This is a genomic window from Sandarakinorhabdus limnophila DSM 17366 (genome assembly GCF_000420765.1).
Taxonomy (GTDB): Bacteria; Pseudomonadota; Alphaproteobacteria; order Sphingomonadales; family Sphingomonadaceae; genus Sandarakinorhabdus; species Sandarakinorhabdus limnophila.
This window is the reverse complement of sequence record NZ_ATVO01000003.1, coordinates 112,455-133,140: the sequence shown is the minus strand read 5'-3', so window position 1 is coordinate 133,140 and position 20,686 is coordinate 112,455. Positions and strand designations below refer to the sequence as shown.

24 protein-coding genes are annotated in these 20,686 nt (G+C 65.0%); 4 read left to right on the top strand and 20 right to left on the bottom strand.

What is annotated here, in order from left to right:
- Window positions 1-31 precede the first annotated feature (31 nt).
- From proC to G566_RS13035, 4 genes are all read right to left on the bottom strand, one after another.
- Complete coding sequence (gene proC, locus G566_RS0100745; protein WP_022678770.1) at window positions 32-820, bottom strand: pyrroline-5-carboxylate reductase; 789 nt, start codon at window positions 818-820, stop codon at window positions 32-34.
- Between the two features lie 20 nt (window positions 821-840).
- Window positions 841-1,359, bottom strand: coding sequence for a type III secretion system chaperone family protein (locus tag G566_RS0100740; RefSeq protein ID WP_022678769.1), 519 nt, complete (start codon window positions 1,357-1,359; stop codon window positions 841-843).
- Between the two features lie 85 nt (window positions 1,360-1,444).
- Entirely contained in the window at window positions 1,445-1,732 is a 288-nt protein-coding gene (locus G566_RS0100735) for an accessory factor UbiK family protein (protein WP_022678768.1), read from the bottom strand.
- A 3-nt stretch (window positions 1,733-1,735) separates the two neighbouring features.
- Window positions 1,736-2,284 carry a TspO/MBR family protein gene (locus G566_RS13035; protein ID WP_022678767.1) on the bottom strand — a complete coding sequence of 183 codons (549 nt, stop codon included), beginning with the start codon at window positions 2,282-2,284 and terminating at the stop codon, window positions 1,736-1,738.
- Between the two features lie 46 nt (window positions 2,285-2,330).
- Between G566_RS13035 and G566_RS0100725 the strand changes: the two genes are divergently transcribed.
- Entirely contained in the window at window positions 2,331-2,627 is a 297-nt protein-coding gene (locus G566_RS0100725) for an HNH endonuclease (RefSeq protein ID WP_022678766.1), read from the top strand.
- On the opposite strand, the gene G566_RS0100720 is transcribed toward G566_RS0100725, so the two are convergent.
- The 3 genes from G566_RS0100720 to G566_RS0100710 are packed head-to-tail and all read right to left on the bottom strand — an operon-like array spanning window position 2,624 to window position 4,073.
- The gene (locus tag G566_RS0100720) at window positions 2,624-3,361 is read right to left on the bottom strand and encodes a TlyA family RNA methyltransferase (RefSeq protein ID WP_029131078.1); all 738 of its coding nucleotides are present in this window, start codon (window positions 3,359-3,361) and stop codon (window positions 2,624-2,626) included. The two genes, G566_RS0100725 and G566_RS0100720, sit on opposite strands and share 4 nt — an antisense overlap.
- Window positions 3,355-3,720 carry a cupin domain-containing protein gene (locus tag G566_RS13030; RefSeq protein WP_156874377.1) on the bottom strand — a complete coding sequence of 122 codons (366 nt, stop codon included), beginning with the start codon at window positions 3,718-3,720 and terminating at the stop codon, window positions 3,355-3,357. The genes G566_RS0100720 and G566_RS13030 overlap by 7 nt, the downstream gene beginning before the upstream one ends.
- Before the next feature lie 17 nt (window positions 3,721-3,737).
- On the bottom strand, window positions 3,738-4,073 hold the full coding sequence (locus tag G566_RS0100710) for a hypothetical protein (protein WP_156874376.1): 336 nt from the start codon (window positions 4,071-4,073) through the stop codon (window positions 3,738-3,740).
- 37 nt (window positions 4,074-4,110) lie between these two features.
- Between G566_RS0100710 and tgt the strand changes: the two genes are divergently transcribed.
- Window positions 4,111-5,250 carry a tRNA guanosine(34) transglycosylase Tgt gene (tgt, locus tag G566_RS0100705; protein WP_022678762.1) on the top strand — a complete coding sequence of 380 codons (1,140 nt, stop codon included), beginning with the start codon at window positions 4,111-4,113 and terminating at the stop codon, window positions 5,248-5,250.
- 56 nt (window positions 5,251-5,306) lie between these two features.
- Complete coding sequence (locus G566_RS15230) at window positions 5,307-5,540, top strand: hypothetical protein (protein WP_156874375.1); 234 nt, start codon at window positions 5,307-5,309, stop codon at window positions 5,538-5,540.
- Window positions 5,541-5,617: 77 nt separating this feature from the next.
- On the opposite strand, the gene G566_RS0100700 is transcribed toward G566_RS15230, so the two are convergent.
- Complete coding sequence (locus G566_RS0100700) at window positions 5,618-6,748, bottom strand: NAD(P)/FAD-dependent oxidoreductase (protein ID WP_040605287.1); 1,131 nt, start codon at window positions 6,746-6,748, stop codon at window positions 5,618-5,620.
- Window positions 6,745-7,698: an alpha/beta hydrolase gene (locus G566_RS0100695; RefSeq protein WP_029131077.1), complete on the bottom strand. Its 954-nt coding sequence runs from the start codon at window positions 7,696-7,698 to the stop codon at window positions 6,745-6,747. Before G566_RS0100695 ends, G566_RS0100700 begins: the two co-directional genes overlap by 4 nt.
- Before the next feature lie 69 nt (window positions 7,699-7,767).
- Between G566_RS0100695 and G566_RS0100690 the strand changes: the two genes are divergently transcribed.
- Window positions 7,768-8,058, top strand: a complete 291-nt coding sequence (locus G566_RS0100690) for a hypothetical protein (protein ID WP_022678759.1) — start codon at window positions 7,768-7,770, stop codon at window positions 8,056-8,058.
- A gap of 86 nt (window positions 8,059-8,144) precedes the next feature.
- Here G566_RS0100690 and ppdK read toward each other — a convergent pair whose 3' ends face one another.
- The 11 genes from ppdK to G566_RS0100630 form a co-directional block, all read right to left on the bottom strand.
- A complete protein-coding gene (gene ppdK / locus G566_RS0100680; protein ID WP_022678757.1) occupies window positions 8,145-10,805 on the bottom strand; it encodes a pyruvate, phosphate dikinase in 2,661 nt (886 codons plus the stop codon).
- Window positions 10,806-10,894: 89 nt separating this feature from the next.
- Entirely contained in the window at window positions 10,895-12,970 is a 2,076-nt protein-coding gene (gene glyS, locus G566_RS0100675; protein WP_022678756.1) for a glycine--tRNA ligase subunit beta, read from the bottom strand.
- Entirely contained in the window at window positions 12,967-13,824 is an 858-nt protein-coding gene (locus tag G566_RS0100670) for a glycine--tRNA ligase subunit alpha (RefSeq protein WP_022678755.1), read from the bottom strand. Before G566_RS0100670 ends, glyS begins: the two co-directional genes overlap by 4 nt.
- A 33-nt stretch (window positions 13,825-13,857) precedes the next feature.
- On the bottom strand, window positions 13,858-14,154 hold the full coding sequence (locus tag G566_RS0100665; protein ID WP_022678754.1) for a hypothetical protein: 297 nt from the start codon (window positions 14,152-14,154) through the stop codon (window positions 13,858-13,860).
- On the bottom strand, window positions 14,154-15,326 hold the full coding sequence (locus G566_RS0100660) for a molybdopterin-dependent oxidoreductase (protein WP_243442383.1): 1,173 nt from the start codon (window positions 15,324-15,326) through the stop codon (window positions 14,154-14,156). The genes G566_RS0100665 and G566_RS0100660 overlap by 1 nt, the downstream gene beginning before the upstream one ends.
- 25 nt (window positions 15,327-15,351) lie before the next feature.
- Window positions 15,352-16,452, bottom strand: coding sequence for a redox-regulated ATPase YchF (gene ychF, locus G566_RS0100655; RefSeq protein ID WP_022678752.1), 1,101 nt, complete (start codon window positions 16,450-16,452; stop codon window positions 15,352-15,354).
- Between the two features lie 50 nt (window positions 16,453-16,502).
- On the bottom strand, window positions 16,503-17,075 hold the full coding sequence (gene pth / locus G566_RS0100650; RefSeq protein ID WP_022678751.1) for an aminoacyl-tRNA hydrolase: 573 nt from the start codon (window positions 17,073-17,075) through the stop codon (window positions 16,503-16,505).
- A gap of 95 nt (window positions 17,076-17,170) precedes the next feature.
- A complete protein-coding gene (locus G566_RS0100645; protein ID WP_022678750.1) occupies window positions 17,171-17,773 on the bottom strand; it encodes a 50S ribosomal protein L25/general stress protein Ctc in 603 nt (200 codons plus the stop codon).
- Window positions 17,774-17,927: 154 nt separating this feature from the next.
- Window positions 17,928-18,311 (bottom strand): hypothetical protein, encoded by a 384-nt coding sequence (locus G566_RS0100640; RefSeq protein WP_022678749.1) that lies wholly within the window; start codon window positions 18,309-18,311, stop codon window positions 17,928-17,930.
- On the bottom strand, window positions 18,308-19,162 hold the full coding sequence (locus tag G566_RS13025) for a TraB/GumN family protein (RefSeq protein ID WP_022678748.1): 855 nt from the start codon (window positions 19,160-19,162) through the stop codon (window positions 18,308-18,310). The genes G566_RS0100640 and G566_RS13025 overlap by 4 nt, the downstream gene beginning before the upstream one ends.
- Window positions 19,162-20,685 carry an acyl-CoA synthetase gene (locus tag G566_RS0100630; protein ID WP_022678747.1) on the bottom strand — a complete coding sequence of 508 codons (1,524 nt, stop codon included), beginning with the start codon at window positions 20,683-20,685 and terminating at the stop codon, window positions 19,162-19,164. The genes G566_RS13025 and G566_RS0100630 overlap by 1 nt, the downstream gene beginning before the upstream one ends.
- Window position 20,686: the final 1 nt, after the last annotated feature.

Here is a 20,686-nt window from a genome sequence, read left to right as displayed (position 1 = left end):
AGCGAGAGATTATGTCAGTCGCGCCAGCGTGTCAGCCCAGTTCGCGTGACCGCGCCGCCGCTGCGGCCACCACCTGTTCCAGCAGCGGCGTCAGGCCTGGCATCAGCACGGACAGGCCCGCCGCAGTGGTGCCGCCCGGCGAGGTGACGCGTTCCCGCAAGGCGGCGGCCGGCGTTGCGCCATCCTGCGCGGCCAGTGCCGCAGCGCCAATCAAGGTCTGGCGGGCGAGGCGCATGGCCATGGCCGGTTCCAGGCCAGCCACTTCGCCAGCGGCGGCCAGTGCCTCGATGAAATGGAACACATAGGCCGGGCCGGAACCGGAAACGGCGGTGACGGCATCGAACTGGGTTTCATCGGAAAGCCAGATCGTCTGGCCCACCGGCTGGAACAGGGCTTCGGCGGCGCCCTGCACGATATCGCCATCGCGGGTGAACAACGCGGTGGCCCCCTGCCCTACCGCAGACGGCGTGTTGGGCATGGCCCGCACGATGCCGGCGCCCGGGAAAAGCCGGGCCAGGTCCTCCGTACGCACGCCAGCCATCACTGAAATCACAAGGGTGAGCGGCCCCAACCGGCCGGCCAGTGGCAACACCGCCTGCGCCCAGGCCTGCGGTTTCACGGCGAGCACGACGATATCGGGTTTGCCTTCCGCCGGTGGGCGAGCCGAAGCTTCGACGCCGGGCGGCAGATTGCGGGCCGCCGGATCGATCACGGCAACCGGACCCAGCCCTTCGGCCAGCCAGCGCCGCAGCAGCGCGCCGCCCATGTTGCCACAGCCGATCAACCAGATCGGCGCCCCGATCTGCGCACTCGCTGTCATGTCTGCTCCCAAAACCGGTCTTATGCTTCGCCGGCTGTCTCGATCAGCGCGGCGGCCAATGCTTCGACCGGGCTCTGGCCCGCCAGCAACACCAGCTGGAACACCGGATAATAACGCTCGAACTCTTCAACCGCTGCATCGGTGAGGATTTCAGCCTGGGCCGGCGACAGGTCGCCGCCGTCTTCGGCATCATCATCGGCCAGCAACGTGGCGTGGCGGAACAGGATCATGCCATCGGCCGACCAGAGTTCGAAATGGCCCATCCACAATTGTTCGTTGATCAGGCCGATGGTTTCATACACCGCCAGCCGCCGATCCTCGGGCACAGTGAGATCGGCCTGGGCAATGATCTGCAGCACCCGGTCTTCCCCGCGCCACAGGGCGCGCAGCTGGTAGGTGCACCAGCCACCTTTCACCGTGGTGATGATTTCCTCATCACCCACACGTTCGGAGGCCCAGCCATTGGCATCGAACAATTGTTCGAGCAGGTCGATCGGGGCGGGCTCGCCCGCGCTGAAATCAATTTCGGAAAAGCTCATCGTGCCTATCCCTTACCGGCCACGGCACAGGCTGTGCAAGCCTTGCCGATTCGGCAAGAGCAAGGCACGCAAAATCTTGTGGATATCAGGCGTCTGCCCCACCAGATTTGCGGCTCTTCTTCGCCGCCGGCTCAGCAAGCTCGGCTTTCAGCGCGGCAATTTCCGCCTTCAGCGCCTCGATTTCACCGCGGGCCGTGGCAGCCATGGCTTTCACCGCATCGAATTCGTCGCGGCTGATCTCGCTGGCGCCAACGAATTCCTTCATCCGTTCCCGCGCCACGCCGGAAAATTCGCGGCTGGCGCCGGCCAGCGTGCCCATGGCGGCGGTGGCGACCTTGGACAGGTCTTCAAACAATTTGTTGTCGTTCTGCATGGTTCAAATTCCCAGCTGCATGGCATCGGCCATAGGGTTGAGCATCATGATGGCAATATTCAAGGCGCCGGCAAAGCACAGCCAGGCGCAATAGGGCAGCATCAGCCAGCCGGCCAGCCGGTTGACGCGCCAGAAGCTCCAGGTGGTCGCGATCGCCACCAGCAGCATCACCGCGATGATGGCCAGCGCGGCGGAAATCATGTGCAGGCGGAAAAACACCGGCGACCAGGTAAGATTGATGGCAAAGCCAACGGCAAACAGCGCGATGGCGAGGCGCTTGCCCGGCACCTTTTTCGTGCCCCATACCATGGCAAAGGCCACGCCGATCAGCGTGTAGAGAATGGCCCAGGCAATACCGAACAGCGGCCCCGGCGGCTGAAACGCCGGCAGAGTGAGCGACTGGTACCACGGGTTGGTATCGGTGGAGCCGGCGATGCGCGCCACCAGCCCGCCCATCAGCAGGATGGCTGGCACCGCCACGATCGCCGCCCGCGAAAAGCTGCCAGTGGAAAACCAGGGTTCAGGCGCGTCAAGGGACTCAGGGATGGACATTGCCGTTGGTGTAGCCTGTTGCCCGCTGCCACGCTACACGTGACGCATGGTGGACAGTGACGCAGTGCCCGTGATTGACAGCTGCTGGCTGTGCGGGCGGCCGTTGGGTGTGGAGGTGGAATGGCACCACCCGGTCCCCAAGGCCAAGGGCGGCCGTGATCGGCAAAAGGTCCACCGGATCTGCCACGAAGCCATCCACGCCCATTTCAGCAACAGCCAATTGGGCCGCATGGGGGCGGATAAGGCGGCCGTGCTAGCGGAACCGGGCGTGGCGGCGTTCGTGGCGTGGGTGGCGGGCAAACCGCCGGACTTCCATGCGCCCACCAAGGGCAAGAAGCGCTAAGCGGCCAACTGCGCGCCGATCAGAAACTCCACATTGCCTTCCGGGCCCGTGATGGGGCTGGTGGTGAGGCCTGCGACGGCCCAGCCCTGCCCGAGCAGCCACGCGGCGACGTCACGGCAGACGCGTTCCCGCACCGCTTCGTCACGCACCACGCCGCCCTTGCCCACATCCTCGCGGCCGGCTTCGAATTGCGGTTTGATCAGCGCCAGCAGGCGGGCGCCGGGTTTCGCGAAACCCATCGGCACGGGCAACACCTTCATCAGACTGATGAAACTGGCATCGCAGACGATGATATCGATCGGCTCAGGGATATGCTCCGGCGTCAGCAGACGGGCCGACAATTGTTCGAGCACGACAACGCGCGGATCCTGCCGCAATTTCCACGTCAGCTGATTGGTGCCGGAGTCGACCGCATAGACACGGGTGGTGCCGCGGCTGAGCAGCACATCGGTGAAGCCGCCGGTGGAGGAGCCGACATCGATGGCGACCGCGCCCGCCACGTCCCAGCCGAAATGGGTAAGACCGTGATCGAGCTTGATGCCGCCGCGCGACACCCAGGGATGGTCACGACCCTTCACCTCCAGCGGCGCATCGGCAGCCAGCGTGTCGCCGGACTTGGCGATCTTGCGGTCACCGGAAAACACCAGGCCGGCCATCACCAGCGCCTGCGCGCGGGTGCGGCTTTCAACCAGCCCGCGCTCCACCAGCAATTGATCGACGCGCGACTTCACCACGCTTTCTGCAGCTCCACCACCATGACTTCAATGGGTTCCTTGCCCACGTTCACATCCTGGTGCAAGGTCTTGGGGTTGGCCGGCAACCAATAGGCCTTGCCGGTTTCCCAATTCTGGATGTCCGACTGCCCGGTCTCCTCGCGAATATCCATGGTGCCGCCCTTCAAGGCGATCAGCACGCGCGGATGATCGTGGCGGTGCAACGGCAGCGGATTGCCGACTGCAATCACAGAACGCCACACTTTCACCTCCTCGTTGGCAAACTGCGGCGTGCGCCCGGTTTGCACCTGCGCCACCGCCAGACCGGCGCCAAAGCCAGCCAACAGCAGCACCGCACCAAGGCCCCAGGACTTCACCATGTTCATTCTCCCCATCGTCAGAATCGGCTCGCCTTGTTCAGCGGCTCAAACCGGCCGAACCGGCAGAGGCTGAACACCTCAGGCGTGAAATTGTCCTTTACCTCGAACAGATCATTGGCGCAGGCGCGCGGGGACGCGTCACGGCGCATGATGATCATGTTGGGTTTGAGGCCGGGGCAGCCATCAGGCAGGCGGGATCGATGCCAGCGCCCGCCAGCGCGCACCAGCAGCACATCGGCGCTGGCCACCTTGTATTCCAACTGGCGGCCGACGATCAGGCAAGCCGCCGCCGTCCCCACCGCTGGCGCGGTGAGCGGATCGGCAGCCGCCAGCAGAAGCAGAACCCCAAGCATGTTGGCCAAAGCCTGCCACAGACGCTATGCGCGGCCAATGACTCGTTTCGCCTTCAACATCCATGCCCGCGACGGCAAGGCGCGCACCGGTACGATCCAGATGCGCCGCGGCGAAATCCGCACGCCGGCCTTCATGCCAGTGGGCACGGCGGCCACAGTGAAGGCTATGCGCGCGTCTGAAGTGCGCAGCGCCGGCGCCGATATCATCCTTGGTAACACCTATCACCTGATGCTGCGCCCCACCGCCGAGCGCATCCACCGCCTCGGCGGCCTGCATGCCTTCATGGGCTGGAACCGCCCCATACTCACCGACAGCGGCGGCTATCAGGTGATGAGCCTTTCCAACCTGACCAAGCGCACGGAGGAAGGTGTCACCTTTGCCAGCCATCTCGACGGCAGCCGGCATCTGATGAGCCCGGAACGTTCGATGGAAATCCAACGCCTGCTGGGCAGCGATATCGTCATGGCGTTTGATGAACTGGTCGCCCTGCCCGCCCCGCGTGAAGTGGTGAAGGACGCCATGGACCGGAGCATGCGCTGGGCGGCGCGCAGCCGGGCGGCGTTCGACGCCGGCGGTGAGCACGCGGCCGGAGCGGCGTTGTTCGGTATCCAGCAGGGCGGGCTGGATGAACGTCTGCGCGCCGAATCTGCCACCGCGCTGCGCGCGATCGGCTTTGATGGCTATGCCATCGGCGGGCTGGCGGTGGGCGAAGGCCAGCCGGCAATGTTCGGCGTGCTGGATTATGCCACTGGCCAGTTGCCGGAAGAGGCACCGCGTTACCTGATGGGCGTGGGCAAGCCCGATGACATCGTCGGCGCGGTGGTGCGCGGCGTGGACATGTTCGATTGCGTGCTGCCCACGCGATCAGGCCGCAACGGCCAGGCCTTCACCCATGATGGCCCGCTCAACCTCAGGAATGCCGTGCATGGCGAGGATCTGTCCCCCCTCGATGACGATTGCCGTTGCCCGGTCTGCCACGGGCCGGAGGCGGCAAGCCGCGCCTATCTCCACCATCTGATCAAGGCTGGCGAGATGCTGGGGGCGATGCTGCTGACCCAGCATAATATCGGTTTCTACCAGCAGTTGATGGCAGGCTTGCGCGGCGCGATTGCAGAGCAGCGGTTGAGCGATTTCGCCGCCGCCTTCCTCGCCCGCTATCACGCAAAACGCCGCTGATACGGCTGCGCCCCGGCTTGGGTAAATCAATCACCGCAAAGCCGGATGCGCCCAGGGTGAAGTTGTTTGAAAAGCCGACGCCATTGGTGATGGATCCAGTAGAGCCAGCTTGGCCGAACACGAAGACCGACCGCGAACCGCCGGTATCGATGTTCGGATTCATTTGGAAAAACAGGGTGTTGGCGGAAGCCGGCAGCGCCAGGCCCATCGCCAGCGCGGCCATCGCGGCCGAGGCGAGAAAATTCTTGGTCATATGTTCCCCCAATTGGAACGTTCATGTGGTTCGTTGACCACGGACGTGCGACCTTGTGGTCGGGGTTATACACCCAAACAGGTAACATTATTGTAAATTTATGACGAATTTTCTTTAAGAAAAATTACTTTTACGCGGCAGGCCGGCGGCATAGGGAGCCGGATCAACCGGCGCAGTGCCGCCCAGCAGCAACGCCGCACACAGGCGGCCGGCGGCCGGTGCCGTCTGGATGCCGAAACCGCCCTGCCCGGCACACCAGAACAGGCCATCCACGGCACCATCAAAGCCATACACCGGCAACCGATCGGGCGCGAAGGTGCGCAAGCCCGCCCAACTTGATTCGAGCCGCTTCACGGCCACTGTGCTGGCCTGTTCGAACCGGTCGATCACCACGGCCAGATCCATCTCGTCGGGGCGGACATCGTGCGGCACATCGGGAATCTCGTCGTGCGGCGACAGCCACAGCCGCTCGCCATCCGGTTTGAAGTAGAAACTGCCGTCGCTGCTCATCACCGTCGGCAGATCGGCCGGCGGGACGGGATCGATACGCAGCACGGCCATCGTGCGCCGCAGCGGCATCAGCCCCCTTGGCGCGGCCCCGGCCAGCGTCGCCAGTCCATCGGCCCAGGCCCCGGCGGCATTGACCAGCAATGGCGCCGTGAAAACGCCGGCGCGGGTGGTGATACGCCACATGCCCGCGCTGCGGTCGAGCGCAGTGACTTGGGCATTGGTGATGAGCGTGGGCTTCGCGCCATTCACACCGCGCAAAAAACCCTGATGCAGGGCGGCCACATCAATATCGTGGCAATCGGGCTCGATCAGGGCGCGATTGCGCCATTCGGGCTTCAGCATGTGACCTACCGGCGACGCCGCCAGCGCGGCGGCGTCCAGCCATTCATAGGCCACACCGCCTTCATCATATTCGGCGGCGACCCGTTCCAGCCCGCCCGCATCCTCGGGGCTTTCGATGATCAGGCTGGGCCGGTGGAACAGCAGCGGCGGAAAGCCCGCTGGGGGTTCCCCAAAGAAAGCCCGGCTGGCGCGGCTCAACGGCACGACGGCCGGGCCGCCATAGCTTTCGATGAAGATGGCCGCCGATCGCCCGGTGGTGTGATAGCCCGGGCGTTCCTCCATCTCGATCAACACAATCCGCAGTTGCGGGGCCGCTTCCAGCAAGGCCCAGGCCGTGCTGGCCCCGGCGATGCCGGCGCCGATGATGGCAATGTCGAAATCCTGGCTCATCATTGCCCGCCGAAGAACGCCAGCATGCGGTCCAGCACCGTGCCGCGCAGCGGTTCGGCTTCGCGCAGCAGTTCGTGGCCAGCTTGCGGATATTCCACCGTTTCGCCGGCGGGGATGCGCGCGACAAAGCGGCGGGTAGCCTTGCTGTCCACCAGGCCATCCTTCTCCGGAATCAGCGCCAGAACCGGCACGGAGATAGCCTCAGGCACGCCGCGCGCGTTCAGCGCATCGATGCTGGCAAAGGCATCGTGCAGCCAACCCCAGGTCACACTGCCCAGCGCCAGCGCGGGATATTGCCCGATCCACCAGCTTTCATCGGAATAACGTTCGGCATCACTGGTGAGCAGCAACTGGCGCTTGCTGCCGGCAACACCGGGTTCATAGGGGCCGCCGCCCAGCACGAAATCGCTGCCGCGCCGCCATTTCACCATGCGTGCCGCCAGCCAACGGGCAAGGCCCGGGCCCAACGGGGAGGCCGACAGCCCCAGCATCGGCGCCAGCACGACCGCACGGCTGATGCCGCCACGCGCGGCCGCCAGGTGACGCAGCACAATATGCCCGCCCATCGAATGGGCCGCCGCCACCACCGGGCCACCGCTGCGCTCTACCGTCCACGCCACCAGTTCGGCCAGATCATCCAGCCATACGTCAAAGCCCGGCGAGGCGCCGTGCATCGGCGTCTTGCCCACCCGCCGCGACAGGCCCTGCCCGCGCCAATCAAAGATGGTGACGCCCCAGCCGGCATCGACCAGGTCGTGCAGTGTTTCGGCATATTTCTCGACGAAATCAGCCCGGCCGGTGACCATCAACATATGACCCCGTTCCGGATTGCGGCGCGGCCAATGTTCCAGCCGCACCGGCCAGCCATCGCGCAGCGGCAGGAAAAGGCGCTCTCCGCCCGCCGGCAGGCTGCGGCGGCGCATCCACGGGTCACTCTCGGACACAAAACTCATAAGACGCATCGATAAAGCCGAATCGCGTCGCTTGCCAGCGCCTTGGGTTGCGGCTTAGCTGGGCAGGCAATGCACCCCGCCCTGAAACTGCTCACCGGCCTGGCCGCCACTGTCGTGCTGGCGCGTGGCGCTTCCCTGCATCAGGGCCAAGTGATGATGGCCGAACTGGGCCTGTCTGCGGCCACAGCCATGCAGGCGCAGGGCGTGATGGATGGCAGCATCAGCTTTCGCCAGCCATCGGGGCTTGTGGCGCGGGTGGCCCGCCTGTCAGGCACCGCCGATCCCGCCACACGTGCTGCCGTCATCGCTGATCTGAAACGCCACCCCGGCATTGCCGACGCCGTCTGGAGCCCACGATGATCTGGCTGTTCGGCGAGATTTGGCTGTGGGTGCTGGCCGGCTTTGCTGTCGGGCTGGCCACCGGCTGGTGGCTGTGGAAGCGCTGATCAGCCTTTCTTGAGGGCCGCCTGCGCCGCCGCCAACCGTGCGATCGGCACGCGGTAAGGCGAGCAACTGACATAATCCAGCCCTAGGCCTTCGCAGAACAGGATGGAGGCCGGATCGCCGCCATGTTCGCCGCAGATGCCGAGTTTCAGGTCAGGCTTCACGCTGCGGCCACGTTCGGCGGCCAGTGCCACCAGTTCGCCAACACCGTCTTCATCGATGGAGACGAACGGGTCCTTCGGGTAAATGCCCTTCTCCACATACGGCCCCATGAACCGCGCCGAGTCATCGCGGCTGATGCCAAGCGTCGTTTGCGTCAGATCGTTGGTGCCGAAACTGAAGAACTGCGCGTGGGCAGCGATATCGCCAGCGCGCAGGGCCGCGCGCGGCAGTTCGATCATGGTGCCAACCAGATAATCCAGCGTGGTGCCGGTAGCGGCGAACACGGCGGCGGCTTCGGCGTCGATGGCGGCCTTGGTCAGCTCCAGTTCCTTCGCCGTCGCCACCAGTGGCACCATCACTTCAGGCACCACCGCTGCCCCGGTTTCCTGGGCCACCTTCACGGCGGCTTCGAAAATGGCGCGGGCCTGCATGGCATAGATTTCGGGATAGGTGATGCCGAGGCGGCAGCCGCGATGGCCCAGCATCGGGTTGAATTCATGCAGTTCGTTGATCCGGCGGCGCACCAGCGTTTCCGGCAGGCCAGTGGCGGCAGCGACGTCGGCAAGACCTTCATCATCGTGCGGCAGGAATTCGTGCAGCGGCGGATCGAGCAGGCGGATGGTCACCGGCAGGCCGGCCATGACGCGGAAGATCTCGGCGAAATCGGCTCGCTGTTCGGGCAGCAGCTCGGCCAGTGCGGCTTCACGCCCGGCGGTGTCTTCGGCCAGGATCATGCGGCGCACGGCGGTGATGCGGCTGGGTTCAAAGAACATGTGCTCGGTGCGGCACAGGCCGATGCCTTCGGCGCCGAACTGGCGGGCAACGCGGCAATCTTCCGGCGTTTCGGCGTTGGTCCGCACCTTCAGCCGGCGATGCTTGTCCGCCCATTCCATCAATATGCCGAAATCGCCAGACAGATCGGGCTCCACCGTGGGCACGTCGCCCAGCATCACGTCGCCGGTGGCGCCATCAATGGTGATGCGATCGCCTTCCTTCACGATGCGGCCGCCGGTGCTGACCGTGCGGCCGACCAGATCGATGCTGATGCCGCCAGCGCCCGAAACGCAGGGCCGGCCCATGCCGCGCGCCACCACGGCGGCGTGGCTGGTCATGCCGCCACGCGCCGTGAGGATGCCGCGGGCGGCGTGCATGCCGTGTATGTCTTCCGGGCTGGTTTCGGTGCGCACCAGGATCACCGAGTCACCGGCAAGAGCGCGGATTTCGGCGCTGTCGCTGTCCAGCACGACGATGCCGCTGGCCGCGCCGGGGCTGGCCGGCAGGCCGCGGGCGATGATGTCACGCACGGCCTTGGGATCGAGCGTCGGGTGCAGCAACTGGTCCATGGCGCTGGCATCAACGCGCTTCACAGCTTCGGCTTCGGTGATCAGGCCTTCGCCTACCATGTCCACCGCGATGCGCAGCGCGGCCTTTGCGGTGCGCTTGCCGCTGCGGGTTTGCAGGATATAGAGGCGGTTGTCTTCCACCGTGAATTCAATGTCCTGCATGTCGCGGTAGTGCCGCTCCAGCAGATCGAACGTGCGGCCCAGTTCGGCGAACACCACCGGCATCGCCTCTTCCATCGAAGCCGCCTTGGCGCCGGCCTTTTCGCGCGCGGCCTTGGTCAGATACTGCGGCGTGCGGATGCCGGCCACCACGTCTTCGCCTTGGGCGTTGATCAGATATTCGCCATACCAGGCATGTTCGCCGGTGCTGGGATCGCGGGTGAAGGCCACGCCGGTGGCCGAGGTATCGCCCAGATTGCCGAACACCATGGCCTGCACGTTGACAGCGGTGCCCCAGTTTTCGGGAATATCGTTGAGCCGGCGATAGGTGCGCGCCCGATCGCTGCGCCACGAACCGAACACCGCGCCGATCGCGCCCCACAATTGTTCGTGCGGGTCCTGCGGGAACGGACGGCCCAATGCCTGCTCCACAATGGCCATGTAGCGAGCAACCAGTTTCCTCAGATCATCCGCATCAAGCCCGGTATCCTGGGTGACGCCCTTGTCTTCCTTGGCGATTTCCAGCGCGTCTTCAAAGGCATAGTGATCGAGTTCCAGCACCACATCGCCATACATCTGGATGAAACGGCGATAGCTGTCCCACGCAAACCGCGCGTTGCCACTAGCGGCGGCGAGGCCTTCCACGGTCTGATCGTTCAGGCCGAGGTTGAGCACCGTATCCATCATGCCCGGCATCGACACGCGCGCGCCGGAGCGAACGGAGACGAGCAGCGGGTTGGTGGCGTCGCCGAATTTCTTGGCCGTCACGCCTTCAATGAAGGCGAGGCTGTCCAGCACCTGCGCCTGCACATCATCCGGCAGGCGGCCGCCGGCATCATAATAGGCGGCGCACACGGAGGTGGCGATGGTCAGGCCCGGGGGCACGGCGAGGCCGATGCCGGCCATTTCCGCGAGGTTGGCGCCCTTGCCGCCCAGCAATTCCTTCTGCGTGGCATCGCCCTCAGCCGTGCCGCCACCGAACCGGAAAACTGATTTCATTGCGCCCACACTCCAAAATCCCCATTCCCCAGCGCGACCCTGATCCGCCATCGGCGACCCGCCCGCTCCCCGCAAGGGGGTGGGAATACCTAACCCTCGATCTTCGAAAAATCCGCGACGCCATGCACCGCATCGCGGAACCGCGCCAACAGGGCCAATCGCCGCGCCCGGATGCCGGGATCGGGATCATTGACCATCACATCGGTGAAGAACGCATCGACCGGCCCGCGCAAACTGGCCAGCGCCGCCATCGCATCGGTGAAGCGCTCCTCGGCCACGGCCTGCTTGGCGGTGGGCAGCGCGGTCGCCAGTGCGGCGGCGAGCAGCGCTTCCGCCCCATCGCCTTCGCCGCTGGCCGGTTCGCCGATGCCGTCCTTCTCCGCCGCCTTCAGGATATTGGCCGCGCGCTTGTAACCGGCGAGCAGGTTGGTGCCGTCCTCGGTTTCCACGAACGCCTGCAGCGCCTTCACGCGGGCGAGCAGACGGACAAGATCATCCTCGCTGCCGAGGGCGAACACGGCGTCGATCAGATCGTGGCGAACGCCGGCTTCGCGTTGCTGGACTTTCAGGCGGTCGGCGAAGAAGTCCAGCAGCTTGGGTTGCCAACCAGCATCGGAAATCGACAGTCGGCAGATATCGGTGAAATACTGCATCAGCTTGCGGAGGCTCAACCTCGTGCCGGTAGATTGCACGACAGAGATACAGCCCAAGGCTTGCCGGCGAAGCGCAAACGGGTCCTTCGAACCGGTTGGCGGCATGTCAGCTTGGAAGAAGCAAATCAATGTATCAAGCTTGTCGGCAAGTGCCACTGCCACACTCACCGGCGCAGTGGGCACGTCGTCGCCCTGCCCTGCGGGCTTGTAGTGGTCGCGGATGGCGTCGGCGATGGCTGGCTCCACGCCGATGCCGAGCGCCAGATAACGGCCGATCTGGCCCTGCACTTCGGGGAACTCGCCAACCGTGGCGGAGACGAGATCGGCCTTGGCGAGGCGCGCGGCCCGTTCGGCTTGCGCCGGATCGGCCGGCACTACGTCGTTTTCGCAAAGCCACTTGGCCAGCGCCGCGACGCGATCCACCTTGTCGGCCAGCGAGCCCAACTTCTCGTGGAACACGATGTCGTTCACTTTGGGCAGGAACGCTTCCAGCCCGCCGGCGCGGACGGTCGCCAGATCCTGTTCCCAGAAGAAGCGCGCGTCGGACAGACGGGCGGAGAGCACGCGCTGGTTGCCGTGGGTGATGGCGGCGCCGCCATCGGTGGCGTCGAGGTTGGCAACGCAGATGAAGGCCGGAACCAGCGCGCCGCTGGCATCCGCAAGCGCGAAATATTTCTGGTTGGTGCGCATGGTGAGCACGATCACCTCGCACGGCACCGACAGGAAATCGGGATCGAAACGGCCGAGCAGCGGCACCGGCCATTCGGTGAGGCCGGCGTTTTCGGCGACCAGGCCATCATCCGGAATCAGCGACAGGCCCGCCCCGGCGGCCAGTTCGGCAGCGCGGGTGGCGATGATCCGGCGGCGTTCCGCGCTGGAGGCCAGCACATGCGCGGCGCGGAGCTGTTCGAGATAGGTGGCGGCGCTGGTAATGCTCAGCACGCCCGGCGCGTGGACGCGGTGGCCGCGCGTTTCCCGGCCGGAAGTAATGCCATGGGCTTCACAGGCCACCAAATCGCCATCGAGCAGCGCGACGATGCCGGTGAGCGGACGCACCCAGCGCGGCGCGGCGGTGGAATGGCTGGCGGCACCCCAGCGCATCGATTTGGGCCAGGCGAAATCGCGGATGATCTGCGGGATCACGTCGGCAAGGATTTCGGACGCGGTGCGGCCTTCGCGGCGCAGCATGGCGAACAGCACGATGCCCTTGGGCGTCTCACGCTCTTCCAGCTGGTCGCGGGTCAGACCGGTCTTTTTCAGGAAGCCGTCGATCGCCTGCGCGGGGGCCGAGGCGGCGGGGCCTTTGACTTCCTCCGCACTGCCTTCGCTGGCAGCGGCAACACCGTCCGCAATCAGCCACAGCCGGCGCGGCGTGGCGTCTGCCGTAACGGCGCCGTGCGCGAGGCCAGCAGCCTTCAAGGCATCAACGAACCGCGTGCGCAGTTGCTCCGCGGCAGCCGCCTGCATGCGCGCCGGGATTTCTTCGGATTGGAGCTCAAGGAGGAACTTCACTTGCCTTGCTCCACCCAGCAATCCGCCACGGCCTTCACCAGATCGCGCACGCGGCCAATGTAGGCTTGCCGCTCCGCCACCGAAATCACGCCGCGCGCGTTCAACAGGTTGAACAAATGGCTGGCCTTGATCGCCTGGTCATAGGCCGGCAGCGGCAGGCCACGCGCCACCAGCGCCCGGCACTCGTCGGACACGTCCTTGAAATGCTGGAACAGCTTTTCGGTGTTGGCAGCTTCGAAATTATAGGCGCTGAACTGCTGCTCGTTCTTCAGAAACACGTCGCCATAGGTCACGCCGGCATCGTTGTAGGCCAGATCGTAAATGCTCTCGACGCCCTGGATATACATGGCGAGCCGTTCAAGCCCGTAGGTGAGTTCGCCTGCAACGGGCGCGCAATCATGGCCGGCAACCTGCTGGAAATAGGTGAACTGGCTCACTTCCATGCCGTCGCACCACACTTCCCAGCCCAGACCCCAGGCGCCCAGCGTGGGGCTTTCCCAGTCATCCTCCACAAAGCGCACATCATGCTTGGCGCGGTCGATGCCGATGGCGTCCAGACTGCCGAGATAGAGGCCAATGAGGTCAGCGGGGCTGGGCTTCAGGATCACCTGGAACTGGTAATAATGCTGCAGGCGGTTCGGGTTTTCGCCGTAACGGCCATCGGACGGCCGCCGGCTCGGCTGCACATAACAGGCGTTCCAGTGATCCGGGCCCAGGCTGCGCAACGTGGTGGCCGGGTGGAAGGTGCCCGCGCCCACTTCGAGATCGAGCGGTTGCAGGATTACACACCCCTTATCGCCCCAATATTGCTGGAGCGCGAGGATCATCGACTGGAAGGATAGGGGCTTGCTCACGGCTTGGCCCTTAGCGGGCGGGAGGTTGCGCGGTCAATCAGCGACGAGCCAATCGAGGATCGCCTTGTCGTCCGCCGGATCGATCGGCGCGGCATAGACGGTGCGCATCTTGGCGATGGTTTCGCCCCACTGCACGCGGGACAGGCGCGGCTGGGCGGTGATCATCGTGGCGCTGTGACAGGCCAGGCAGTTATTGTTCACCGCTTCGGAAGAGACGCCATAACGCTCAGGCAAGAGGCCCTCCGCATCCGGCAACTCCACAGACAGGCGTTTCGTCGGCGGCGCGGCGGCGACGAGAGCCAGGGCGGCAAGAGCAAGCAACACACGCATCAGGCGATCTCCACGCGGACCGGATCGACGCCAGCCCGGTTGTAGCCGGACGGGTTCCAGTTCTGATTGAGCGGTTGCATCACCCCGGCGGCGCTGGTGGCGCGGGCCATGATGACATGGCGGCCCGGCGGCAGCATCAGCGCACCCAGAAAGCGTCGGAAGCTGTAGCGGCCAAGATCACGGCCAAGCTGGGCCGGCACCCAGTTGGCGCCACCGTCGGCAGAAAGCTCAACCGTTGCCACGCCGTAATCGCCGCCAAAGGCCACGCCCCGCACCGGGGTGAACCCGCGCTGCGGCAGCTTGGCGTTATCGGCGATGTTGGTGATGACGGCGCGCGGCCGCATATTGGTGACCGGCACACGCGGGCCGGCGGGCGCACCCGGCACGGCATCTGCGAGCGGATTGGCTGGCTGGAGATAGGCCTTGGCCATCCAAAAACCTTCATCCGCCTTGTCGAGCACGGTGATGCTGTCCAGCATCTTCACCCAATAGGTGGAATACCAACCGGGCACGACCAGACGCAGCGGGAAGCCATTGAGCAGCGGCAAGGCCTGCCCGTTCATGCCCCAGGCGATCAGCACATCATCGGTGAGCGCGTGATCGATGGGCAGGCTCTTCTCGAAATCGGGGGCGGCCTCCACCAGTGGCGTATCGAGCCCGCCAAAACGCACGGCCACCGCGCCAGGCTTGACGCCGGCAAGCGTCAGCACGTCCTTCAGCCGCACCCCTTCCCACAGCGCATTGCCCATGGCGCCATTTCCCCATTGCGCGCCGGGGATACGCGGGATGAACAGACCGCGGCCGTTGCCGGCGCACTGGTTTACGGCGGCGATGGCCATGCGCGGCAGCTTGGCGAGATCAGTCAAAGACAGATTGAGCGGCTTGCCGACATGGCCGCCGATGCGCAGCCGGTGCTTCGCCGGATCGACGCTGGTCGGAAACGGATAATGCCAGCGCACGAAGAAGCGATCATTGGGGGTGAAATCGTGCGTATCGAACACGGAAAGCGGCGTTTCCAGCAGCGGCGGCGTGGAGCGCTGCAGGATCATCTCGCCCTTCTGCGGGAAGGCGCGCGTGATCGGGCGCAGGCCATTGTCCGCAAAGCCCAGATCGACCTGCGCCGCGGCAGGCGCCGCAAGGGCAGAGGCGATGAGGGCGCGACGGGTCAGCATGGGGAAGGTGTAGCGCCCGCCGCCATCAGGCGCCATGCAGGATGTGCATCACGTCACCATCGGCGACCACATATTCCTTGCCTTCCGCCCGCAGGCGGCCGGCGTCCTTGGCAGCGTTTTCACCGCCCAACGTGACAAAATCATCGTAGGAAATGGTTTCGGCGCGGATGAACTTCTTTTCGAAATCGCCGTGGATTTCACCGGCGGCTTGCGGAGCCTTGGAACCGCGCTTCACCGTCCAGGCGCGGGCTTCCTTGGGGCCGATGGTGAAGAAGGTGATAAGGCCAAGCAGTTCATAGGCGGCGCGCACGACCCGGGCCAACCCGGTTTCGTGGAGGCCGAGGCTCTCCAAATATTCCTGGCGATCCGTGGGCTCCATCGTGGCGATTTCGGCTTCAATGGCGGCACTCACCACAACGGCGCTGGCGCCGATGCTGGCAGCCATCTTGGCGACGGCTTCGCTCAACGCGTTGCCGGTGGCGGCGCTGGCTTCTTCGACATTGCACACATAGAGCACCGGCTTGGTGGTGAGCAGCTGGGCGTTCTTCAGCGCGCGGGCTTCGTCCTCATCCTTCGGCTCGGTCAGGCGGGCGGGCTTGCCGGCTTGCAGCAGCGCCAGCGCCTGGCCCAGCACCGCCGCTTGCACCTTGGCTTCCTTGTCGCCCTGCTGCGCCTTTTTCAGCAGCTGCGGCACGCGCTTTTCGAGGCTTTCGAGGTCGGCGAGCATCAGCTCGGTCTCGACCGTTTCGGCGTCTTCCACCGGGTCCACCTTGCCGGCAACGTGGGTGACATCATCATCAATGAAGCAGCGCAGCACGTGGGCGATAGCGTCGGTTTCGCGGATGTTGGCGAGGAACTGGTTGCCCAGGCCTTCCCCCTTGGAGGCGCCCTTCACCAGGCCGGCGATATCGGTGAAGCCCAGTTGCGTCTCGATGATCTTCTGGCTCTTGGCGATGGCGGCCAGCTTGTCGATGCGCGGGTCCGGCACGGCCACGTTGCCCACGTTCGGTTCGATCGTGCAAAATGGATAATTGGCCGCCTGTGCCGCCGCCGTTTGCGTGAGCGCATTGAACAGGGTGGATTTGCCGACATTGGGCAGGCCGACGATACCGACGCGGATGGGCATGACGTGATTCCAGATTGGAAAATGGGTGGGCGCTCTCTAGGGCGGGAACGTCAGGGCTGCAACCGCAGTGCGATGTCCGACAAGTAGCGGGGCTCATCACCGGCCAGCAGCGTGGGCAATTCGGCAGCGAGCACACCGAGCAGATCAGCCAGCGGATCCATTTCCACCTTGGCGAAATTGCCCAGCACACGCCCCGTCACCCGATCCTTGTGACCGGGGTGGCCGATGCCGATGCGCACGCGGCGCCAATCGGGGCCAAGATGGGCGTCGATGGAGCGGATGCCGTTGTGGCCGGCTGCACCGCCGCCATGCTTGATCTTCAGCTTGAACGGGGCAAGGTCGAGCTCATCGTAAAAGACGGTGAGCGCCTCTGCGGGATCGCGTTTGTAGAAACGCACGGCTTCGGCAACGCTGCGGCCGCTTTCATTCATGAAGGTCGCAGGTTTCAGCAGCAGAACCTTGGCCGGGCCGATGCGGCCTTCGGCGGCCATGCCCTGAAAACGCGGTTTGAATGGCCCGATGTTCCAGCATTCAGCGATGGCATCGATGGCCATGAAACCGACATTGTGCCGGTGCAGCGCATATTGCGCGCCGGGATTGCCGAGGCCAGCCAGTATCTGCATGCGCGGCTGCTAACCTTGAACGGGCCAAAGGGGCAATGAAAAACGGGGCGGAGGATCGCTCCCCCACCCCGTTTGTTGGCACACAAACCGAACGCTTATGCAGCGGCGGTTGCTTCGCCTTCTTCGCTCTTCATTGCCTTGGGGGCAACGATGGTGGCGATGGTCAGGCCAGTTTCGCGGCCATGCGGCCTCACACCGGCGGGCAGCTTCACATCGGCGATGTGGATGGCGGCGCCAACCTGCAGGCCGGCCAGGCTGATGGTCACATCATCCGGGATGGAATCTGGGGCGCAATCCAGCTTCAGTTCGTGCGCGACGATGTTGAGCATCGCGCCGGTCTTGATGGCCGAAAGCTCCTGATCAACGAAGTGCACCGGCACCGTGACGGTGACGACTTCATTGCCGGTGAGGCGCAGGAAATCGACGTGGATCGGGCGATCCGAAACCACATGGAAAGCCACGTCGCGCGGCAGGGTGCGGATGATGGCGCCATCCAGTTCCAGCTCGACGATGGCGTTCATGAAATGGCCAGTGTGCAACTGGCGCATGAGGATCTTTTCCTCAATGTGGATGGTCGTTGCGGCTTCGCCCGCACCATAGATCACGGCCGGGACACGGCCTTCGCGGCGGATCGCGCGGGAGGCTCCCTTGCCTGCCTTGGCGCGAAGTTCAGCCACGAGCTTGAAGGTTTCGCTCATGATTGGCTCCTGATGGATATAATTTCGTTTGTGCCCGCCGCCTCCAGGGATGCGAAAATGGCAGATCACCAACGAAGCGGCGCGGATAGGGGAAGCCACCGGAAAAAGCAAGCGCCCGCTCCGCGATGGCCGGATTACGGCAGCGGCGCCCCTCTCAGGGTGCGGGTTGATCGGTGTAGCTGTCGATCTTCAGCTGCCCATTTTCTTCCACCAGCACGAACAATTCCGAAACCGGGCCACGCTCATAGCGGGCGGACCAGGCGACCGTTGTGCGGCCATCCTCACGGGTGATGCCTGCCAGTTCGCCGCCAATATAGCGGCCATGGCGTTCGATGATGGCGCGAAAGGCCCGCGCGGTGCCGCCGCCGGGGCGAAGGTTGCGGGTGGACTGGCTGAGCAGGCCATCGATTGCAGCCCAATCGCCAGCATTGAGCGCCCCATGGAAACGATCGGTCACCGCCCGACTGGCCGCTGCGTCTGGGCCGGAACAGGCCGCCAGCAGCACAGATACGGCGACAGGGGCGATCCAGCGCGTCATTGCACTCTCTTGATCTTGAAACCGCGCGCCTTCAGCAGGGCGATCAGGCTGTGCGGCCCGGCCATGTGGGCAGCGCCCACGGCCATGAAATGCCGGCCCGGCTTTTTCAGCGCTGCCTGCACCCAATCGGCCCAGGCAGCATTGCGATCCCGGAACAGGCGCTTTTCCAGCTCCGGCGACAGGCTGGCATCGTCGAAATCGGTGAGAATGCGCTCCACGTCGCCGGCAGCCCAAGCCGCGACCAAGCCCTGCATCTGCTCGCCGGTCTTGCCGGCATCGGCGATGGACGACGCCAGCAGCAGCCGCTGATCGGCTTCCGGCAGCCCGTCGAACAGGGCAAGCTGCCCGCGCGGGGTTTCCAGGCCCACCAGCGGCTTGCCGGCCGCCCGGGCGCGAGCGATCAGCGCCACATCAACGCCGGCCGCCGGATCGAGCCCAGCGCGCGCCACCTCGATCTGCACCAGGGTGAGCGCTGCCAGCCAGCTTTCCATACCATCCAGCGCACCTGGCGGCAGGCCCGTCGCCTTCAACAGCGCATCGGCCTTGGGTTTGAGATCATCAGGCAGCCGACTGGCCAATGGCACCGGCGTCGGCAGGCGGCCCAATTCCATCACCACGGCGCGCATCGCGGCCGGATCGGGCGGCCCGGCGATTTCCACCACCAATGTGCCGGCGCGATTGAAGGCGCGCGCCGCCTGAGGGGTGAGCCAATCCGTGCCCTTCGGCAGGGCGTGGATGGTGCCATAAAGCGTGATCTGGCGCTTGCCCTGCCCCACCTGCCACATCGCCGGCACTGCCCATGCGGGCGCCGCCAGCAGCAACAGGAACGTCAGAAACAGGCGGCGAAGCATCACCCCGCCTTGGCCCAATATTCGTCCTTCAACAACCGCTTGTAGAGCTTGCCGGTGTCGTGGCGCGGCAGTTCGGCGCGGAAATCGATGCGCTTGGGGCACTTCACGTGGGAGAGGCGCTCGCGCACATAAGCGATCAGTTCAGCTTCCAGATCAGGTCCGGCGCGTCCCATGTCACGCGGCTGCACGACGGCGTGGACGGCTTCGCCCATCACTTCGTCCGGGATGCCGAACACCGCGACATCGGCCACCTCGGGATGCGAGATCAGCGTGTTTTCGGCTTCCTGCGGATAGACGTTCACGCCGCCGGAAATGATCATGAAGGCCGCGCGATCAGTGAGGAACAGATAGCCTTCCTCGTCCACCCGGCCGATGTCGCCGAAGGTGGCGCCATGCTCGCTCATCACGCTGGCAGTCTTCTCGGGATCATTGTGGTAACTGAAACTGCCGCCGCCGTGGAAGAAGATGCGGCCCACCTCGTTCGGGCCGAGCCGGTTGCCATCATCATCGAGCACACGGATTTCGCCCAGGATGGATTTGCCGACACTGCCCGGCCGCGCCAGCCATTCCTGCGGGGAAATGGCGGTGAAGCCGGCGCCTTCGGTGGCGCTGTAATATTCGAAGATCACCGGGCCCCACCAGCTGATCATGGCGTGCTTCACGTCCACCGGGCACGGCGCGGCGGCGTGGATGGCAACCTTCAGGCTGGAAAGGTCATAGCGGGCGCGCACATCATCGGGCAGTTTCAGCATGCGCACGAACATCGTGGGCACCAACTGGCTGTGGGTGATGTGGTGCTTTTCGACCAGCGCCAGATAGGCTTCCGGATCGAACTTCTCCATCACCACCACGGTACCGCCAAACTTGTGCACGCTCATGCAATAACGCAGCGGTGCGGCGTGATAGAGCGGCGCCGGCGACAAATATTTCATGCCCGGTGCGAACTGATAAAGGGCTGCCACCATGCCGGAGAGCGCATCGACCTGATCGATCGGCCCTTCTGGCAAGGGCCCGCGCACGCCCTTGGGCCGGCCAGTGGTGCCGCTGGAATAGAGCATGTCGCGCCCGGTGCTTTCATCGGCGATGCGGGTGGTGGGCATGTTGTGAATCGCATCGTGCAGGCGCGTGCAACCGGGGGCGCCGGCACCCGTGCAGAATCGTGCCGCCGGGGACAAGGTAGGCGTGGCGGCCACGGTCACTTCGGCCAGTGCCGGCGAACAGAAGATCGCCTTCGCGCTCGAATCCTGCGCGATATAGCCGGCTTCATCGGCGGTCAGCTTGGTGGACATGGCGACATAAACGAGGCCCGCCCGCTGCGCCGCCCAGCAGATGGGCAGGAAATCAATCTCGTTGTGCATCAGGATGGCGATGGTGTCGCCGCGCACCAGGCCAAGGCCGCGCAGGAGATGGGCAATGCGGTTCGATTGCGCCTCCATCTGGACATAGGTCAGCGTTTCACCGCTGCCGGCCATGATGATGGCAGGCGTATCGGGCTGGTTCGCGGCGTGGTGGAACGGATGCATG

Coding starts and splice junctions, on each gene's coding strand:
- G566_RS0100735 (WP_022678768.1), bottom strand. CDS start 1,732: ATGCAGAACGACAACAAATTGTTTGAAGACCTGTCCAAGGTCGCCACC.
- G566_RS0100690 (WP_022678759.1), top strand. CDS start 7,768: ATGCACCCCGCCCTGAAACTGCTCACCGGCCTGGCCGCCACTGTCGTG.
- ychF (WP_022678752.1), bottom strand. CDS start 16,452: ATGCCCATCCGCGTCGGTATCGTCGGCCTGCCCAATGTCGGCAAATCC.
- G566_RS13030 (WP_156874377.1), bottom strand. CDS start 3,720: ATGGTGAAGTCCTGGGGCCTTGGTGCGGTGCTGCTGTTGGCTGGCTTT.
- G566_RS13025 (WP_022678748.1), bottom strand. CDS start 19,162: ATGCTTCGCCGCCTGTTTCTGACGTTCCTGTTGCTGCTGGCGGCGCCC.
- G566_RS0100710 (WP_156874376.1), bottom strand. CDS start 4,073: ATGCTTGGGGTTCTGCTTCTGCTGGCGGCTGCCGATCCGCTCACCGCG.
- ppdK (WP_022678757.1), bottom strand. CDS start 10,805: ATGAAATCAGTTTTCCGGTTCGGTGGCGGCACGGCTGAGGGCGATGCC.
- G566_RS0100695 (WP_029131077.1), bottom strand. CDS start 7,698: ATGAGTTTTGTGTCCGAGAGTGACCCGTGGATGCGCCGCCGCAGCCTG.
- proC (WP_022678770.1), bottom strand. CDS start 820: ATGACAGCGAGTGCGCAGATCGGGGCGCCGATCTGGTTGATCGGCTGT.
- G566_RS0100645 (WP_022678750.1), bottom strand. CDS start 17,773: ATGAGCGAAACCTTCAAGCTCGTGGCTGAACTTCGCGCCAAGGCAGGC.
- G566_RS0100725 (WP_022678766.1), top strand. CDS start 2,331: ATGGTGGACAGTGACGCAGTGCCCGTGATTGACAGCTGCTGGCTGTGC.
- G566_RS13035 (WP_022678767.1), bottom strand. CDS start 2,284: ATGTCCATCCCTGAGTCCCTTGACGCGCCTGAACCCTGGTTTTCCACT.
- tgt (WP_022678762.1), top strand. CDS start 4,111: ATGACTCGTTTCGCCTTCAACATCCATGCCCGCGACGGCAAGGCGCGC.
- G566_RS0100630 (WP_022678747.1), bottom strand. CDS start 20,685: ATGCATCCGTTCCACCACGCCGCGAACCAGCCCGATACGCCTGCCATC.
- G566_RS0100665 (WP_022678754.1), bottom strand. CDS start 14,154: ATGCGTGTGTTGCTTGCTCTTGCCGCCCTGGCTCTCGTCGCCGCCGCG.
- G566_RS0100740 (WP_022678769.1), bottom strand. CDS start 1,359: ATGAGCTTTTCCGAAATTGATTTCAGCGCGGGCGAGCCCGCCCCGATC.
- pth (WP_022678751.1), bottom strand. CDS start 17,075: ATGCAGATACTGGCTGGCCTCGGCAATCCCGGCGCGCAATATGCGCTG.
- G566_RS0100660 (WP_243442383.1), bottom strand. CDS start 15,326: ATGCTGACCCGTCGCGCCCTCATCGCCTCTGCCCTTGCGGCGCCTGCC.
- G566_RS0100700 (WP_040605287.1), bottom strand. CDS start 6,748: ATGATGAGCCAGGATTTCGACATTGCCATCATCGGCGCCGGCATCGCC.
- G566_RS0100640 (WP_022678749.1), bottom strand. CDS start 18,311: ATGACGCGCTGGATCGCCCCTGTCGCCGTATCTGTGCTGCTGGCGGCC.